At 66.7% G+C, this 16,664-nt stretch carries 10 protein-coding genes; 6 read left to right on the forward strand and 4 right to left on the reverse strand.

All coding sequences use genetic code 11. From position 1 onward, the window contains the following. Positions 1 to 7: 7 nt before the first annotated feature. Positions 8 to 784, forward strand: a complete 777-nt coding sequence (locus tag DESTE_RS10845) for a hypothetical protein (RefSeq protein WP_245590811.1) — start codon at positions 8 to 10, stop codon at positions 782 to 784. Between the two features lie 149 nt (positions 785 to 933). Then, positions 934 to 1,635: a hypothetical protein gene (locus tag DESTE_RS10850; protein WP_245590812.1), complete on the forward strand. Its 702-nt coding sequence runs from the start codon at positions 934 to 936 to the stop codon at positions 1,633 to 1,635. 235 nt (positions 1,636 to 1,870) lie between these two features. Here DESTE_RS10850 and DESTE_RS10855 read toward each other — a convergent pair whose 3' ends face one another. Together DESTE_RS10855 and DESTE_RS10860 are read right to left on the reverse strand one after the other, a co-directional pair. Then, positions 1,871 to 3,058 (reverse strand): hypothetical protein, encoded by a 1,188-nt coding sequence (locus tag DESTE_RS10855; RefSeq protein WP_035067589.1) that lies wholly within the window; start codon positions 3,056 to 3,058, stop codon positions 1,871 to 1,873. 179 nt (positions 3,059 to 3,237) lie between these two features. Next, a complete protein-coding gene (locus DESTE_RS10860; protein WP_035067591.1) occupies positions 3,238 to 4,317 on the reverse strand; it encodes a glycosyltransferase family 2 protein in 1,080 nt (359 codons plus the stop codon). A 716-nt stretch (positions 4,318 to 5,033) separates the two neighbouring features. Between DESTE_RS10860 and DESTE_RS10865 the strand changes: the two genes are divergently transcribed. Next, entirely contained in the window at positions 5,034 to 6,560 is a 1,527-nt protein-coding gene (locus DESTE_RS10865; protein ID WP_051384633.1) for a class II fumarate hydratase, read from the forward strand. Between the two features lie 475 nt (positions 6,561 to 7,035). Then, positions 7,036 to 7,629, forward strand: a complete 594-nt coding sequence (gene satP / locus DESTE_RS10870) for an acetate uptake transporter (protein WP_084559567.1) — start codon at positions 7,036 to 7,038, stop codon at positions 7,627 to 7,629. Positions 7,630 to 9,109: 1,480 nt separating this feature from the next. Here the strand turns inward: satP and DESTE_RS10875 are convergent. Further along, entirely contained in the window at positions 9,110 to 10,960 is a 1,851-nt protein-coding gene (locus DESTE_RS10875) for an FAD-dependent oxidoreductase (protein WP_035067595.1), read from the reverse strand. Positions 10,961 to 11,225: 265 nt separating this feature from the next. Between DESTE_RS10875 and DESTE_RS10880 the strand changes: the two genes are divergently transcribed. Next, the gene (locus DESTE_RS10880) at positions 11,226 to 11,732 is read left to right on the forward strand and encodes a peptidylprolyl isomerase (RefSeq protein ID WP_035067596.1); all 507 of its coding nucleotides are present in this window, start codon (positions 11,226 to 11,228) and stop codon (positions 11,730 to 11,732) included. A 194-nt stretch (positions 11,733 to 11,926) separates the two neighbouring features. Further along, positions 11,927 to 13,762 (forward strand): SDR family oxidoreductase, encoded by a 1,836-nt coding sequence (locus DESTE_RS10885; RefSeq protein WP_245590813.1) that lies wholly within the window; start codon positions 11,927 to 11,929, stop codon positions 13,760 to 13,762. A gap of 532 nt (positions 13,763 to 14,294) precedes the next feature. Here the strand turns inward: DESTE_RS10885 and DESTE_RS10890 are convergent. Further along, positions 14,295 to 15,629: a M23 family metallopeptidase gene (locus DESTE_RS10890; RefSeq protein WP_035067597.1), complete on the reverse strand. Its 1,335-nt coding sequence runs from the start codon at positions 15,627 to 15,629 to the stop codon at positions 14,295 to 14,297. Positions 15,630 to 16,664 lie beyond the last annotated feature (1,035 nt).

Here is a 16,664-nt window from a genome sequence, read left to right on the forward strand (position 1 = left end):
GCCGCCCGTGCTGCTGGCGCTCGCCCTGTGGCTGGCCTGCCTTGGGGCGTGGCTTCCTGCGCATGCCGAACCGCTGCCCGCCATGCAGCGGCTGCCCGTTGTGGCTCCAGAACCGCATATTTTCAAAGGATTCGTGCAGGAAAATCTGCAATGGCTGCAACGCCCCGGCATCGTCGATGCGCAAGGGCACTACCCGATGGCCGACGCAATACCTGCCGGGGAATACGCACCGCAGTCCTTTGCCCGCGAACTGTTCGAACGCGCCGACCTCACAGCCTTTCCGTCCGTGATTCTCCCGGCAGATGGCAAATCGACCTACAATACATGGGGCGTTCGCTACCAGGCCGAAGAGCCTTACACATTGTTCGTTGAAGACAAACCGTGGGATCAGAATCTCCAGATTAGTCTGACCATCCCCCTTATGGCCTCGCTGGACTGGGACGGCAACGGCGTCCGGGATTGGATTTTCGGATGCCGCATCCTTCTCCACAAGCCATACCTGAGCCTGGGATCCTTCCTGCTGGTGCTCAACCCAAAACCCACCGGGCCGCTTGATGTCCGGCTGGTGCGCGTCTCCTGCAGGCAGCCAGACAACATCCGCAAGGTAACAACCTATTTCGGCACCGCCGCGCGGGACTACCTGTTCACCATCATGCGGGACAGACTGCCCGCCATCTACCCCGGCTGGACCCCGCCCGCGCGGGCAGAAGACCTGCCCTGGCGCGACGCCCCCGGCATGGAAGGCGTGGGCTACGTCGAACATGTGGACGAGGGCAAAAAATGACGTACCCCGCAAGCTGTCTGCACATCACATTTCGGGGGGCCGCACGGCCCCCGCGGCCTCGCCGCGCGCTACTCACCATGCTGGGCCTCGCCCTGTGGCTGGCCTGCCTTGGGGCATGGCGCCCGGCGCATGCCGAACTGCTGCCCGCCATGCAGCGGCTGCCCGTTGTGGCTCCAGAACCGCATATTTTCAAAGGATTCGTGCAGGAAAATCTGCAATGGCTGCAACGCCCCGGCATCGTCGATGCGCAAGGGCGCTACCCAATGGCCGACGCAATACCTGCCGGGGAGTACGCACCGCAATCCTTTGCGCGCGAACTGTTCGAACGCGCCGACCTCACGGCCTTCCCGTCCGCATTTCTGCCCGTGTCGACGGGCAAGACCAGCTTTGCCGCCCTGGGCACTCGTTACGAAGCTGAAGAACCCCACACGCTACTCATCAGAGACAAACCACTAGGCCAAGCACAGGTCAGTATGACCATCCCCCTCATGGCATCACTGGACTGGGACGGGAACGGAACACGCGATTGGCTCTTCGGATGCCGCATCCTGCTGTACAAACAGAACGTGGATCTGGGTTCCTTCCTGCTGGTGCTCAACCCGCAACCGACTGGCCCCCTTGATGTCCGGCTTTTGCGTGTCACCTACTGGCCGTCCAACGATTCTTCGAAATACATCAACTATTTCGGCACCGCCGCACGGGACTACCTGTTCACCATCATGCAGGACAAACTGCCCGCCATCTATCCCGGCTGGACCCCGCCCGCGCGGGCGGAAGACCTGCCCTGGCGCGACGCCCCCGGCATGGAGGGCGTGGGCTACGTCGAGCATGTGGACGAGGGCAGAAAATGACGCGCAGGCAACGAAAAGGGGCGGCAGGCTTTGCGCCCCCGCCCCGCATGACAGCATAACTCCGGAACCGAGCGAAAAATCAACGTCCGGCGGGACAACCCGCGTGGCAGACGCCAACCCGGACGCCGTGCACCTGCAGCCCACACTTCCGGTCGCCCTGCCTGGCTGCCCTTCTGTCCCCTTCCGCCTGACCGTGCCTGCACACCGCCATTCGGCTCAACTCCCCCTATTCTCCCTATTCCCCCTTGATGACGATGGATTCGCCGGTGGCCAGCACCACCGAGCGCACCGTGGAATGCCCGGTAAGCCGCTCTGCGTTCAGCAACGGCACATCCTTCGGTTCCGCCTCGTCCAGGTCGATGACCCACGATTCGGCAAACGCCTCGCCGGGCCTAATCTGCATGCCGCGCACCAGCTTCAGGGTGCGCAGCACCCGCCCTGCCTCGTCCCGCACCGCACAGTCCACCACCACCCGGCCCAGGGTCTGGTCGCTCTGATTGGCCCCGGTCACCTGCACCACCAGCGTCTTGAAGTTGCGCCCCCCGGACAGGGTGTCGATGCCCACCAGGGTGCGGTCCAGGCGCACCAGCCCGGCCAACCGTTCGGCGATACGGGCGTTCTCGTCCGCCGCTGCCGCGCGTTCGCGGGCGCGGATGCGTTCCAGCGCAGCGGCGTGTGCGGCCAACTGGCCGTCCGGGTCCACCAGGCCGGTCACCTTCCAGCCGCCCTTGCCGTCGGTCATCTCAATCCGCAGGTCGAAGGTGGTTTCCAGTGCCTCGTTCTTCACGGGCACCACCACCATCACGTGGTCACCCGCGCGCTCCGCTATGGTGGGCATGGCCGCCCCCATCTGCTCACGGAAGTCGGGCGGCAGCAGATCCTCGCGCTTGCGCTCGCCCGCCGACCCCACGGGCAGGGCCAACAGGGACTGGCGCAGCACCTCGCGCAGTTGCGCCGTCTCGCGCGCGTCGGGGGCCGACATTCCCTGCACGCCCGATGCCTTCAACTGCACGGCCATCAGCTGATTCACCACCCTGTCCATGTCCACGCGCCGCTCGAAGGCCGCCGCGTCGCCATTGCGGAAGGACAGCACCAACTGCTCCACGGCGGTTTCCGGGCTGTTGGCCTTGATCCACCACCAGGCGCCGCCCGCAGCTCCCCCCAGCACCACCAGCCCGGCAACCGAGAACAACACGATGCGCAGGGTACGTTTGGACAGCCCCTTCTTCTTGCCGGTCGGGGCCTCGGCCCCGTCAGCAGATGGGGAGGCGGGTGTTCCCGGTGCGGCAGACTTTGGCCCGGATGCTCCGGCAGACGAACTGGCGGGCGCGCCGTCCAGCGAATCCGGTGCGGCGATGAGCAGGTCGCCCCCGGCAGGCTTCTTCTTGCGGGAAAGAAAGGGCAACTTGAATGAGAATCCCATGGATGTCTCCGATTACGGCATTGCGGGATTACGGAAATCGGGGGCTGGCGGCTTGGCAGGTCGCAGCCGTCCGGAACCGTCAGTCACGCCCGACCGGGTGACAAGTGTGACAAGTGTGACAAGTGTGACAGGGGCGGCAAGGGCGAATCAGGGAAATCGGGCAGATGCGGGCGGCGGAATCAGTCCAGCACGTCGTCCAGGCCGCCGCACACCGCCGCCAGTTCGTCGCTGCCCACGGCAAAGGACAGCGCGGCGGCAAGATCGAACGGTGGCGCGGCGGCAACATCGGTGGGCAGCGGGGCATGCCCCAGTTCCGCAAGGTCCGCGCACAGGGCCGTGCACAACTGCGGCCAGGGCATCAGGAAGGCCGCCGCCGCATGGCGCAGCGCGGCGCGCGCACCGTCGCCGTCCTGCCGCACGGCAGCGTGGGCCACGGTGTCCAACAGGGCGTGCAAGGCGTACAGCAGGTCGAAATAGAGCAGGCGGGGGTCTGCCGCGCGCGAGCGCAGCATGCGTTCGCGCATGGAGTACAGCACCACGTTCAGCACTTCATCCAGCGGGCGGCCCTCGTCCAGCGCAGCCTTCATGTGGTGACCCTGCCAGCGCCAGCCCCGGCGCACCATCTGCAAGCGCCCGATGCGTCGCACCTCGAAGGCCTCCACCCCGTCCACGGCCCACAGCAGATAGCCATTGTCGCGCAGGCGTCGCGAAAGGTAGGCGTCCTGGCCAAAGCGTTCCTCGTAGCCGGAAAAGCCGCCCACCGCTTCGAAGGCGTCGCGCCGGGCCAGCCAGGCACCGCCGGGCAGGAACGGCACCGAGCCGGCGGCCCCCCGGTTGAGGGTATAGGTCAGCTCCAGATAGCGCGAAAGCAGGTCGTCGCCGGTGCGGGGGCGAATGGCCGTGCCCGCCATGCCCACGCCGGGGCGGGCCGCGGCGGGCAGGCACACCGCCAGCCAGTGCGCGGGAAAACGGATGTCCGCATCCACCGAAAGGATGAACCGGGTGGTGGCGCGGGCCGCCCCCAGCGCGCGGGCGTGGGTGTTGCCCCGGTTTTCCGGCACGCGCACCACCTCTATCTCGGGCAGGCGCGCGGTCACCTCTTCCGGCAGGTCCAGCACGAACGGCTGCGCCGAACCGTCGTCGATGACCACGATGGCCGAGGGCATGGCCGTCCAGCCGGTGACGGACGACAGCAGACCCCGGACCAGTTCGTGGTCGTCGTAGGTGTAGGTGACCAGGGTGACGGAAACCGTGCGCATGGATGCCTCGTTACAAAATCTTGCCGTGGCCCGGCGGCGCGATGACCGCCCCCGAAGGCAGGGCCACGCCGCTGACGACAGGCCCGGCGTCTGCGCCGGGCCGGGCAACCGTGCCGCAACGCACAGAGGGCGCCCCGGCTGCGATACGGTGCAACTGTATGTATTGAAGCAAATGCGGTCATTTCCGCAAGGGGAAACCGCACGAACGGGGGAAAATACGCACTCCGGCGGGTGCGGCGCACGCATGGGGCAGGGGCTCACCCTGGGCGCGCAACCGCAATGCGCATGCCGGGGAAGGGTTGAGGGACGTGCCAGCTCTGCCAGACCTGGCAGCCCTGCCAACTATGTAAGATAGCTAAGACCCGCCAGATTCCAGAACCCCCGCCAGGCCCGCCGGGTCGACACGCGCGCAGCCCCTGTCCGCCGTCGGGTTCCACTCCAGCCGGATCGCCGCTGCCGTCCCATCCTCCAACCTGTCGGGCAGCTGGACAACTGGACAGGGGCGCGCGGGCGGCGCTAGGGTGAACGATACGGGGTATCGCATTCGCCGTCGCCCCGCACCCGCATGACACCCCACGGAGGCCCTCATGCCCCATACGCCAGACCAGCCAGACCAGCCAGACCAACTGAACAGGCCAGACCAACTGCACGGGGCCGAACAGACCACCGCCGCCCAGCCCGCTCCCCGGCCCGGCCACCGGCAGGAACGGGACAGCATGGGCCTTGTGGAGGTGGAGCAAAGCCGCCTGTGGGGGGCGCAGACCCAGCGTTCGCTGGACAATTTCCGCATCGGGGCGGACCGCATGCCCCTGGCCGTGGTGTACGCGCTGGCGCGCATCAAGAAGGCGGCCGCGCTGGTCAACCGCGACCTTGGCCTGCTGCCGCCGCCCCCGTCCGGCCAGTCGGGACAATCCGGCCAGTCGGGACAATCCGGACAGTCGGGACAATCCGGCCAGCCGGGCCCGCCGCATATGGCCGAAGCCATCGCCCGTGCCGCCGACGAGGTGCTGGCGGGCCTGCACGACGACCATTTTCCGCTCTCCGTCTGGCAGACCGGCAGCGGCACCCAGACCAACATGAACGTCAACGAGGTGCTGGCCAACCGGGCCACGCAACTGCTGACGGAAACGGTGCACGCCGCCGCCGCGCCCGGCGTCCGATCCACGCCCGCCGGGCAACCCCCCGTCCATCCCCCAATCCATCCCCCCATCCATCCGAATGACCACGTGAACCGCTGCCAGTCGTCCAACGACGCCTTTCCGGCGGCCATGCACCTTGCCGCCGCGCTGGCGCTGCGCGACGATCTGCTGCCCGGCGTGCGCCACCTGCGCGATTCCCTGCGGGCCAAGGCCGCCGCCTGCGCCGACATCGTGAAGATCGGTCGCACCCACCTGCAGGACGCCGTGCCCCTGACCCTGGGCGACGAGATGTCCGGCTGGGTGGCCCAACTGGACGCCTGCCTGGAAGGGCTGGACGCGGCCATGCCCCACCTGTGCCGCCTGGCCCTTGGCGGCACCGCCGTGGGCACCGGACTGAACGCCCACCCGGCATTTGCCCCGCGCGCCATCGCCCTTTTGTCCAGCATGACCGGGCTGCCGCTGGTGCCCGCACCCAACCCCTTTGCCGCGCTGGCCGCCCACGACGGACTGGTGCTGACCAGCGGCGCGTTGCGCACGCTGGCCACGGCCCTGCTGAAGATCGCCAACGACGTGCGCTGGCTGGCATCCGGCCCGCGCTGCGGCATCGGTGAACTGCGCCTGCCGGAGAACGAACCCGGCTCGTCCATCATGCCCGGCAAGGTCAACCCCACCCAGTGCGAGGCACTGACCATGGTGGCCGTGCAGGTCATGGGGCTGGACGTGGCCGTGGGCATGGCCGGATCGCAGGGCAACTTCGAGCTGAACGTGTTCAAGCCGCTGATCATCCACAACGTGCTCACGGCCATGCGCCTGCTGGCCGACGGATGCCGCTCGTTCGCGGACCATGCCGTTGCGGGCATGCAGCCCGATCGGGCAGGCATTGCCGCGCATGTGGGGCGCTCGCTGATGCTGGTCACCGCCCTTGCACCCGTTGTGGGCTACGACAGGGCGGCGCAGGCGGCGCACCTTGCCCACACGCGGGGCATCACCCTGCGCGAGGCCTGCCTGGAAATGCAGTTGCTGGGCGGCGCGGCATTCGACGCCGCCGTGGACCCGCTGCGCATGGCCCGACCGCATGACCGGAAAGAGGGGCAGGAAGGGTAGCCGCGGAACGAGGGTACCCGGCGGGGCGCACCCCGCGCGAAAGGCCCGCCGGGCACACCGCGCAATCCCCGCAGCCACCACGGTTACACATCGCGCGCGGAGCCATCTCCGCATGGCGGGCAGCACCATGACACGTGAAAGCGCACACTCCCGCGCATCTTGCGTGCTTGTCCGCATCCGGGCATAAGCGCGCCATAGCCCCTCGCAGGGTCCGGCCCGGCAGCCGGACCACGCGGCCCCACAGGAGGCGGACCGCCAACCCGCCACCACAGGCCGCGCCACGCCACATCGCATCGCCGTTCCACCGGTACAGGTTCGCCGCCCGCACCGCCGCGCCCATTCCGTGCATGTCCGGAACACATCCGGAGCACCGTCGGGGCAGGCGGGCATTCATCGCATCGGCGTTCCGTTTGGCCAGCATGCCGTTTCGTGCCCTCGGAATCCGGCAGGCCGCGCGTACCGCCTGGCATCAGCCATCGCAGATGCATTCACCCCATCCGCAGCAACGAGGAAGACAATGGAGACCAAACTGGCCAACCCGGCCCCGCTCGGGCTCATGGGCTTCGGGATGACCACCATCCTGCTGAACATCCACAACGCGGGCTTCTTTCCCATCAGCTCGATGATCCTCGCCATGGGCATCTTCTACGGCGGCATCGCGCAGGTCATCGCGGGCATCATGGAATTCAGGAAGGGCAACACCTTCGGCACCACCGCCTTCACCTCGTACGGCCTGTTCTGGCTGACCCTGGTGGCGCTGATCGTCATGCCCAAGCTGGGCTGGGCCGAACCCACCCCGCACGCCTACATGGGCTGTTACCTCGCCATGTGGGGCCTGTTCACCTTCTTCATGTTCCTGGGCACCCTGAAGGGTAAGACCACGCTGAAGTTCATCTTCCTGTCGCTGACCGTGCTGTTCGCCCTGCTGGCCATCCGCGACTTCACCGGCAGCGAGTTCATCGGCACCATTGCCGGGTGGGAAGGCATCGTGTGCGGCGCAAGCGCGTGTTACCTGGCCATGGCCGAAGTGCTGCACGAGCAGTACGGGCGGGTGGTGTTGCCGTACTAGGTGGGGAGGGGGAAGGGGCTGTCGCCTGAGGGCTGGTGCGCGATTGCACCCGGCTTCTACGTTGACAGTCCCGCGCGATTGCTATCCCTCGATTTCGTTATGCCTCCGGCGGGCAAGGGGAGAGGGAATGCGCCTTGATGGGCGCGGCTTTCCCGCGCGACTGATATCCCTCGATTTCGTTATGCCTCCGGCGGGGAGTGGAAGGGGTGGTGCGCGATTGCACCCGGCTTCTACGAAGGCACGTTCGCCCTTCTGCCCACGCTCGATCTCGTTATGCCTCCGGCGGGCAAGGGGCCATTAAGCGATGGCCCCTTGCATCCCCGCGCTCCAGGGGGGCTGCGCCTCCCCTGGACCCCCAGGTTATCATGCGCGGCGTCCCATCGACGGCAGCTTCCCTCCGGCGCAAAGCGCCTTCGGGTGATCTGCCGCCGGTGACGCCAATGCGCACCAATCTCCCATTGCCTCCATGGCACATGAGTGCCTTTACCCATACGTTTCCTGCACCGCATTCCCTGCCGGGCAGCTTCCCTCGGCCAAAGCGCCTTCGGGCGATCTGTCCGGCGGAATGCGATGTGCACCAATCTCCCGCAGCCCCTCCAACACTTGGGACGCTATCCCGCCACCCCCGTTGCGACGCATGTGCCGCCGTCAAAGCCCGGCGTCACACGCTTCTTCGCGCGTCACGATTCCGTTGAGCGATCTGAACTTGACTGCGCTGTTGATTTGAAGCCAATTGGCGCGGAAGTTCTGCTGCCGCCATGGATAATGCCTACTTCACGGGGCGTGGACACCCTGCACGCGGCGATACGCGTCCGCAGCCGAAGATCGCCGCCAAGGCCTTAGGCGGAAGCTTCGGCGTCGCGGATGCGCGCCACAGGAAGGAATGGCTCCCTCGCCCCTCCAAGCCAGCGAGAGCAGCATACCGAACGGCTTAACACGGCCACGTTCAAAGAAATCGTAGCATGCGTCGCAACGAGGGCGTGGGCAAGGCACCCGAGTGTTGAAAGGACTACGAAAGATTGACGCACATCGCATTCCCGCCGCCAGATCGCCCGAAGGCGCCCAGCGCCGGAGGGAAGCTGACGGCGGAAGAATGCGGTGCAGGATGCGCGCAGGTAAAGGCACCCATGTGCCATAGAGGCGACGGGAGATTCGTCCGCATTGGCGTCACCGGCGGCAGATCACCCGGAGGCGCTTTGGCCGAGGGAAGCTGCCGCCGAAGGGACGCCGCGCATGAAAACCTGGGGGTCCAGGACTTCAGCCGTTAGGCGAGCGCAACGCGCGAGCCTTACGGATGAAGATAGCAGAGCTGAGGCGAAGCCCCCCTGGAGCGCGGGGATGCAAGGGGCCGCCGCTTAGCGGCCCCTTGCCCGCCGGAGGCATAACGAAATCGGGGGGTAGCAATCGCGCGAGAGAGTCTTCGTAGAAGCCGGGTGCAACCGCGCACGCCCGCTCCCTTCCCACTTCCCCCCTATCCCCCTCATTCCCCCTTCTTCTTCCAGTACGGATTCTGGGTATCCTCGAACGCGGCCAAGGCCGCCGTGGCCCCGCTGCCCACGGCGGTAACGATCTGGCGCACCCCGCCGGTCACGTCGCCCGCGGCGTAGATGCGCGGGATGTTGGTACGCATGTGGCGGTCCACCCTGATGGAGCCGTCCTTTTCCAGCACCACGCCAAGCTCCGCCGCCTGCTCGGAATTGGGAATGTGTCCGATGGCCACGAACACCCCGTCAAAGGGCAGTTCGCTGACCGTGTCGGTCTTCACGTTGCGCACGCGGATACCGCGCACCACGCCGGTATCCTCCGCCGCCGGGGCGGTACCGGGGGCTGCATCCTTTCCGGCCTCCACATCCTTGCCGTCCTTTCCTTCCTTGCCACCTTGTCCGGCATCTTCGCCGTCGCCCTCGCGCACAGGCGCCACGGTATCGCCCAGTATCTCTTCCACCACGGTATCCCAGATCACGGGGATGCCTTCGCGCTCCAGCGAATCCTGCAGGGCCTTCTCGGCCCGGAAGCTGTCGCGCCGGTGGATGATGGTCACGTCCACGCCCAGGTTCTTCAGGTGCAGCGCGTCGGTCAGCGCGGAATTGCCCCCGCCGATCATGGCCACCCGCTTGCCCCGGTATATGAACCCGTCGCACGAGGCGCAGTACGACACGCCCCGCCCGTAGAAACGGCCCTCGCCCGGCGCGTCCAGCTTGCGCCACTGCGCCCCGGTGGCGAACACCAGCGCCTTGCACAGGTACACGGCGCGGTTGGTGTACACCTCGATGAGCTTGCCGATCTTCACCTCGTGCACCGTCTCGCTTTCGCGCACGGTGGCATACTGTCGGGCGTGGGCGGAAAGCACCTCCACCAGTTTCAGCCCGGCGATGTCGGTGAAGCCGGGGTAGTTTTCCACCACCGGGGTCACGGTCACCTGGCCGCCCACCACGGCCTTGTCCAGCACCACGGTCTTCATGCCGCTGCGCTCGCCGTAGATGGCGGCGGAAAGGCCCGCCGGACCGGCGCCCAGCACCACCATGTCGGTTTCCACCACGTCCAGCCCCTCGGGGTCGATGCCGAGCGCGCCATGGTCGTGACCTTCGTGACCGGGGTCCATGCCGTGCTCGCGCATCAGCTCGTCCGCGCTCTTCAGGGTCACCATTTCCAGCACGAAGCGTTCTTCGGGCAACAGCCCGATGGCCTTGTGCGCATCGTCATACTGGGTGTGCGGCACGGAACCGACGCCGAACTTCTTGGACAGGTCGGGGAATTCGTCGGAATTGACGCATTCCGCCTCCACCAGGCCGGGCCGCTCGATGGCGCATTTGGCCGCGTGCATGAACTGGCCGGGGCAGTACGGGCACCCCGGCGATGTGAACACCCGGGGTTTGCGCGGTTCCTTCAGTTCGGACAGGATGCGGCGCGAGGTTTCCGTCAGCCCGGACTGGCGCAGCGAAACCAGAAAGATGGATTCCACCAGCGCCCGTCCTTCCTCGCCCAGCGGAGCGCCGGTGAAGCGGATGCGGTAATCCAGCTTCGGGTCCGCCTCCCCGGTGCCCACGAACATGGTGGGGGACAGGATCACGTCGCGCCGCTTGGCTTCTTCGGAATCCAGGGCGTGATGGTGCATGGAAATCTTGTCGATGATCAGCGAAAGGTCTTCGGCAAAGCGGCGGGTGTAGCCGTTGAAGGCGTTCTTTTCGTCGCCGTCGGTGAACACGTCGAGCACCACGGGGTTCGGCAGCTTGGCGAACAGCTGGGTCAGTTGCTTGCGCCCGTCCTCGGGAATGAACCAGTCGCGTTCGGCGGCATCCTTGCCGCGTGAATTGGAAACGCTGAGCTTCATGGGGTGGCTCCTTGGATGCTGCGTTGGGGGTGCGCGGACATCCGGCACGCGGGTGGCGCGTACCGGATGCTGCCGGTACCATACCCGAATATCATAGCATGGTGTAGCCATGCGAAACAACACAGGCACGCGGCAAGAATGGATGGACATGCGCGGTTCTTTCCGCCCTCCGGAACAGCCCGAAGGCGCCGGACAGTGCCCGGCCCTTGCCTTTCGCGCGGGTTGACGGCAAAGAGGGGGCAACATTCCCCGTCAGGAGACACCCATGAGCAATCCCGTCATTCTGCTGGAAACCTCTTCCGGCGATATCCTCATCGAACTCGACGCCGAAAAGGCCCCCGCCACCGTGGCCAACTTTCTCGGCTACGTGGATTCGGGCTTCTACAAGAACACCATCTTCCACCGGGTCATCAAGGACTTCATGATCCAGGGCGGCGGCCTTTCCGTGCGCATGGAAGAAAAGCCCACCAACGCCCCGGTGCGCAACGAGGCGAACAACGGCCTCAAGAACCTGCGCGGCGCCATCGCCATGGCCCGCACGGCCGACCCGCACAGCGCGGCGGCCCAGTTCTTCATCAACACCGTGGACAACGTGGACCTCGACCACAGCGAAGAAACGGACGAAGGCTGGGGCTACTGCGTGTTCGGCCAGGTCATCGAAGGCATGGACACCGTGGACAAGATCCAGAAGCTGAAGACCAAGCCCCAGGGCATCCACACCGACGCCCCGGCGGACATGGTGGTCATCACCGGCGTCAGCCGCTTCGAATAGCCGCGCCCCGGCGCGAACGGACCCGCTCCTCGCATCCGCAGGGAGGGAATGCCGCATGGCGTTCCCTCCCTTTTTTCGTTCCGGCGAGGCACGGCGTTCGGCATGCCTTTGACAGTACTGCCGGGCTGCGGCACCATGCTGGCAGACTGCGAAAACTCCGTCCACCAGCCGCCAGCCAGCCAGAAGGACGCCCCATGCCCGCAAACACCGTGTCACCAAAGGATACGTCCGCCGACCGTTCAATGACCGGCACCCCACCTGTCGGCCCGACCCTACCGACCCCACAGGCCCCACCGACCCCACAGACCGGGCCGATCGCGCCGGGTGCACATCAGGAATCAGAGCACGCCGGAATCGCCCGTTCGGGCGCAACGCCCGCGCTCCACCCATCGCCAGAACGGGGCACCGTGCTCATCACCGGGGCCACGGGCTACGTGGGCGGCCGTCTGGCCCCCCTGCTGCTGGAGCGCGGCTGGAAGGTCCGGGCACTGGCGCGCAACCCGGCCAAGCTGACGGGGCGTCCGTGGGCGGCCCACCCCGGCTGCGACATCGTGCGCGGCGACATGCTGGACGAACCATCCCTGCGCGAGGCCCTGCGCGGGTGCGACGCGGCGTTCTATCTGGTGCATTCCATGAACCCCGCCGTGGCCGCCTTTGCCGATGCCGACCGCAAGGCCGCCTACTGCATGGTGCGCGCCCTGCAAGCCCTGCGCGGCACGCAGGACGCCCTGCCGAGGGTCATCTACCTCAGCGGGCTGCTGCCCCCGGAAACGGACACGGACGGGCACGGGGCCAGCCGGGTGTCCGAGCACCTGCGCTCGCGCGCCGAGGTTGGCGAAATCCTGGCCCTAGCCGACGCGCCGCTCACCGTGCTGCGCGCGGCGCAGATCATCGGCTCCGGCAGCGCCTCGTTCGAGATCATCCGCTATCTGGCGGACCGCCTGCCGGTCATGATCACCCCGCGCTGGGTTCACATGCAATGCCAGCCCATAGCCATCAGCAACGTGCTGGAATATCTGGCGGGCTGCCTGGACCACCCCGAAACGGCGGGGCAGGCCTACGACATCGGCGGGCCGGACGTGCTGAGCTACCGGGAACTGTTCGACATCTACGCCCGGCAGGCGGGCCTGCGCCGACGGCTGATCATCCCGGTGCCGTTCCTTACGCCGGAACTTTCCGCCCACTGGCTGCATCTGGTCACCCCGGTGCCGGTGGCGCTGGCGCGCCCGCTCATCCACGGTCTGCGCCAGCGTGTGGTGTGCGGCGAAACACGCATCCGCGACATCATTCCGCAAGATCTGCTGCCCTGCGACGAGTCCATCCGCCGTGCCCTGGACCGGCTGCGCACCCACGCCGTGCCCACCCGCTGGACCGACGCGGGCAGCCCAGCAGTGCCCGAATGGGTGGTATGCGGCGATGCGGACTACGCCGGAGGGCATCTGCTTGGGGAAGGCTGGGGGGTGCGCCTTGCGGCCACGCCCGAAGCTGTGTGGAAACCCGTAGAGCGCATCGGCGGCGATACCGGCTGGTATCAGGACAACACCTTGTGGCGGCTGCGCGGCCTGCTGGACACCCTTGTCGGGGGGCCGGGGCTGCGACGTGGCAGGCGCGACCCGGACGTCCTGCGCACGGGCGATGCCCTGGACTTCTGGCGGGTGCTGGATGTGCAGCCCGGCAAGCGCCTGCTGTTACTGGCGGAAATGAAGGTGCCGGGCGACGCCCTGCTGGAATTCGTGGTGCGCCCGATCGCCGACGCTGACCCTGCCCACGCTGAGGGGGGCACCCGCACCGGCGCACCGGCCACGGAACTGTGGATGCAGTCCTGGTTCCTGCCGCGCGGACTGGCCGGACTGGCCTACTGGTATGTCCTGCTTCCGGTGCACGGGCGCATCTTTCGGGGCATGCTGGCGGCCATCGCCACGGCAACGGGCGCGCCGGTGCTGCGGGTTCCCTTCCGCCTGCCCGCGCAGCGCAACTTCGCCTGCGCCCTGCCTGGTGTTTCCCCCACCAGATCCTCCTCGCCATCCTGACACACGCCCTTCCCCCGCGAACACACGTACCGGGTCAACGCGCCACGGGGATCACGTGCCACATCCTGCCGCGCAGCCCATGATCTGCCCGGACATGCCGGATGTTCCCAAAAAACATGTATCATTCCTGCAAGATAACATGCTTGCGCACACGGGATGTCACCATCAGCTCCGGCCTGTGTCCGACATGGTTCGCACCACACGCATCATCGAAAATGATGATGTTTGCCGTGCACGTTCGTAATTTCTTCTGTCTTTACGGCTTGTTTCACGCGAAACGCACACCATGAACTGCGGTTTGTCCTTGGGGCAACACAGGCAATCACACTCGACACGCATCGGTCACTTACCGTTCCGGCAAAGTCCCCCCCCCTCGCATCAGCAACCATCCATGATTGGTGCACATTGCATGCTGCCATGGGCACACCCGCAATCGCAGGCTTGCCGATGGCTTTCCCCTGCCCGCAACGCAAAAGCGCGCCGACCCCGGAAGGAGACGGCGCGCCAGTACGCAAACTTTTTCTTGTGAATATCAGATGTTGGGAAGGTTCTGCACATCCAGTGTGGCAATGTCGCCGTCACCATCCAGATACGGACGGATGGCGTCCATCTGGCGGCGGAAGTCGGGCAGCAGCTTGCGCGCCACCGGCTCGGAGCGGGGGCTGATGTTCTTGGTGGGGTTGATGAACTTGCCGTCCTTCTTCAGCCGGAAATCCAGGTGCGGCCCGGTGGCCCAGCCCGTGGCGCCCACGTAGCCGATGACGTCGCCCTGCTTCACCGTGGCGCCCTTGCGCACCCCGCGCGCAAAGCCGGAAAGGTGGCCGTAGTAGCTTTCGTAGCCATTGGCGTGACGCAGGATGATCAGGTTGCCGTAACCGTTGCCCCACCCGGCGGAGGCCACCACGGCGTTGCCCACGGCCTTGACCGGGGTGCCGGTGGGCGCGGCATAGTCCACGCCCTGATGGGGCCGCACGTCGCGGAATATGGGATGCTTGCGGGTCATGGTGTACCCGCTGGATATGCGGGTGAACGACAGCGGGGCCTTCAGGAACGAGCGCCGCATGGAGGCGCCTTCCGGATTGTAGTACTGCGGAATGCCCAGGTCGTCGTGGAACAGGTAGGCGCGGTGGGTCTGGTCCTGGTTGGTGAAGATGGCGGCCAGCACCCTGCCGTAGCCCTTGAATTCCCCGTCGCGGAAGCGCTTTTCCACCAGCACGGTAAAGCTGTCGCCCTCGCGGATGTCACGGATGAAATCCACCTCCCACCCGAAGATGTCGGCCAGGCGGATGGCCAGGGTGGGCGATTCGCCCGCGTCGGCCACCGACTGGAACAGGTTGGATTCGATGATCCCCTCGACCCGGACCACGTCCACGTCGTAGTGGATGGGCTCCACCCGCGCGGCAAAGGAATCGTCGGTCTTGCTGACGATGAGCTTCTGCGAATTGTCGATTTCGTATTCGAAGCGTTCGATGCCGCCGATGCTGGCGTTGGCCACCACGGTGTACGGCTGCCCCGCGCGCAACCGGGCCAGCGAATAGACCTTATCGCACGCGGCAACCATGGTGTGCACGTCCACCGAGGACAGCCATTCCTGCAGGATCTTGCCTGCCGTGTCGCCGGAGGAAACCACCCCCTGCACCACCTCGGGCTGGCCCCTGCTCTGGCCGTCCTGCCCGTCGGCATCGCCCTGGGCCCGCAGTTCCGGGGGCAGTTGCCCGGCGGGAGCGGTGGCGTTGCAGTCTGCCGCCGTGATGTCGGCGGCAGTTTCATCGGATTGCTGCCCGCGCCGCAGCACGAATGGCGCGGCGGCCAGCAGCAGGATGACCAGCAGGACGATTCCGGAACGCTTGGCGGAAGGCAACTGCATGAAACCTCGTGCAATGGGCAGACCCGGAAACCGGCCAGGGTGGCGGCAGCTGCCCGCCATGCCCTGCATCACGGACAGGGCCTGACGGACTGACGGACATGGCGCGCATGCGCGTACATGGTGGCCTTTGCGCACGGAAAATGGCGGTGTGGTCTGCGCTTCGGTGATGGGGCGGCCCCGCGCCGCGTGAGCCCGGTCCGGCGGACGGAAACGACCGGAAAAGGCATGCGCCTGATTGACCAGGCATGAGCCAGGGCTCGGGCCGGGTCGACCACGGGGAGCGCCCAATGAAAAAGCCTTGCCGCGCGTGGCGGAAAAGGCAATGGGGGGCGCGCCCTCGGCAAGCCTCAATGGGCTTCGCCAGTGCTCGACTGCCGCAATTGACCTCGACTGGCGGACGGGTCCAACCGAAAAGAACTGCCCAACCCTAGCCGCGCCATGGGGAATTGTCCAGACGACCGACGGATTCTGCACATCGTTGCACAACAGGCCGCCTGAGACACGAAACCGGATCGAGCCGGACCGAGATGCGAAATACACCGCTTGCGGCCCCTGCGGGCGCCGTGGAGCGAGAAAACCGCCCTGTCCCGACTTGTTCTCGCAGTGTGCTACCCGCGCCGCGCCCACAACCACCCCGATCCCCACCCCCGGCGCCTGGCATGCTCCCTGTCCGTTTCATGCCCGGTTCATGCCCGGTCCATCTGGCCTGCCATGCACGGCCCTGCCCGCTCCCCTGCCCGGCCCTCGCGCGCGAAAGCGCACGGCACGCTTCCGGCCCGGCAGCACCCCGCACCGGCAGCACCCCGCACAAAACCCCGCACGGCGCGCCGGGCATGCCGTTTCGTTGCCGCGCCACGTCCGGACCAACGCCCGGTCTTGTTCCGGTTCGATCAATATGATAATGATGCGCACTTGGGCCACGGCTTCCGCCGTCCTCCTCCATTCCCGTCCGCGCAACGTCCACGGCCTCCTTCGTGAGCCCCCGGAGCGGCGCGGGCAAACGACTGCGGGGTGACGGCACGCGTCGTGCCGGTT

Source organism: Nitratidesulfovibrio termitidis HI1 (assembly GCF_000504305.1).
GTDB lineage: Bacteria > Desulfobacterota > Desulfovibrionia > Desulfovibrionales > Desulfovibrionaceae > Cupidesulfovibrio > Cupidesulfovibrio termitidis.

What these genes read in the sequence shown, in the direction of transcription:
- DESTE_RS10850 (WP_245590812.1), top strand. Translation starts at nt 934, where the DNA reads ATGCAGCGGCTGCCCGTTGTGGCTCCAGAACCGCATATTTTCAAAGGA.
- DESTE_RS10855 (WP_035067589.1), bottom strand. Translation starts at nt 3,058, where the DNA reads ATGGGATTCTCATTCAAGTTGCCCTTTCTTTCCCGCAAGAAGAAGCCT.
- DESTE_RS10860 (WP_035067591.1), bottom strand. Translation starts at nt 4,317, where the DNA reads ATGCGCACGGTTTCCGTCACCCTGGTCACCTACACCTACGACGACCAC.
- DESTE_RS10865 (WP_051384633.1), top strand. Translation starts at nt 5,034, where the DNA reads ATGGGCCTTGTGGAGGTGGAGCAAAGCCGCCTGTGGGGGGCGCAGACC.
- DESTE_RS10875 (WP_035067595.1), bottom strand. Translation starts at nt 10,960, where the DNA reads ATGAAGCTCAGCGTTTCCAATTCACGCGGCAAGGATGCCGCCGAACGC.
- DESTE_RS10880 (WP_035067596.1), top strand. Translation starts at nt 11,226, where the DNA reads ATGAGCAATCCCGTCATTCTGCTGGAAACCTCTTCCGGCGATATCCTC.
- DESTE_RS10885 (WP_245590813.1), top strand. Translation starts at nt 11,927, where the DNA reads ATGCCCGCAAACACCGTGTCACCAAAGGATACGTCCGCCGACCGTTCA.
- DESTE_RS10890 (WP_035067597.1), bottom strand. Translation starts at nt 15,629, where the DNA reads ATGCAGTTGCCTTCCGCCAAGCGTTCCGGAATCGTCCTGCTGGTCATC.